This is a genomic window from Rhizobium sp. RHZ01 (assembly GCF_014851595.1).
In the GTDB taxonomy this organism is placed as follows: domain Bacteria; phylum Pseudomonadota; class Alphaproteobacteria; order Rhizobiales; family Rhizobiaceae; genus Rhizobium; species Rhizobium altiplani.
On record NZ_JACUZZ010000147.1, the window covers coordinates 1 to 260 of the forward strand.

Sequence of the window (260 nt, forward strand, 5' to 3'; positions counted from 1 at the left end):
TAGCCGCAAAGTTAGAATGTCCTGTTTCTGCAAAGTAGAAATGTCACTCTCTCCCCGGTTTTGATGACGGCGGAGATTGCAGATGGGATTGATTGCGATGAGCGAGCGTGATCTGCAGCGGATCGAGGTTTTGTCGAAGGTGATCGCCGGCCGGATGACCATGGTGTCGGCGGCGCATGTGCTTGATCTGAGCACCCGCCAGGTCCGTCGGCTTCTGCAACGGATGTGCACGGACGGCGCGGGGTCGATCCGTCACAAGG

At 57.7% G+C, this 260-nt stretch carries 1 pseudogene; it reads left to right on the forward strand.

Annotation, left to right across the window (positions count from 1 at the left end):
- Positions 1-82 precede the first annotated feature (82 nt).
- Positions 83-260 (forward strand): annotated as a pseudogene (locus IB248_RS31215) (helix-turn-helix domain-containing protein); the annotation flags it as partial.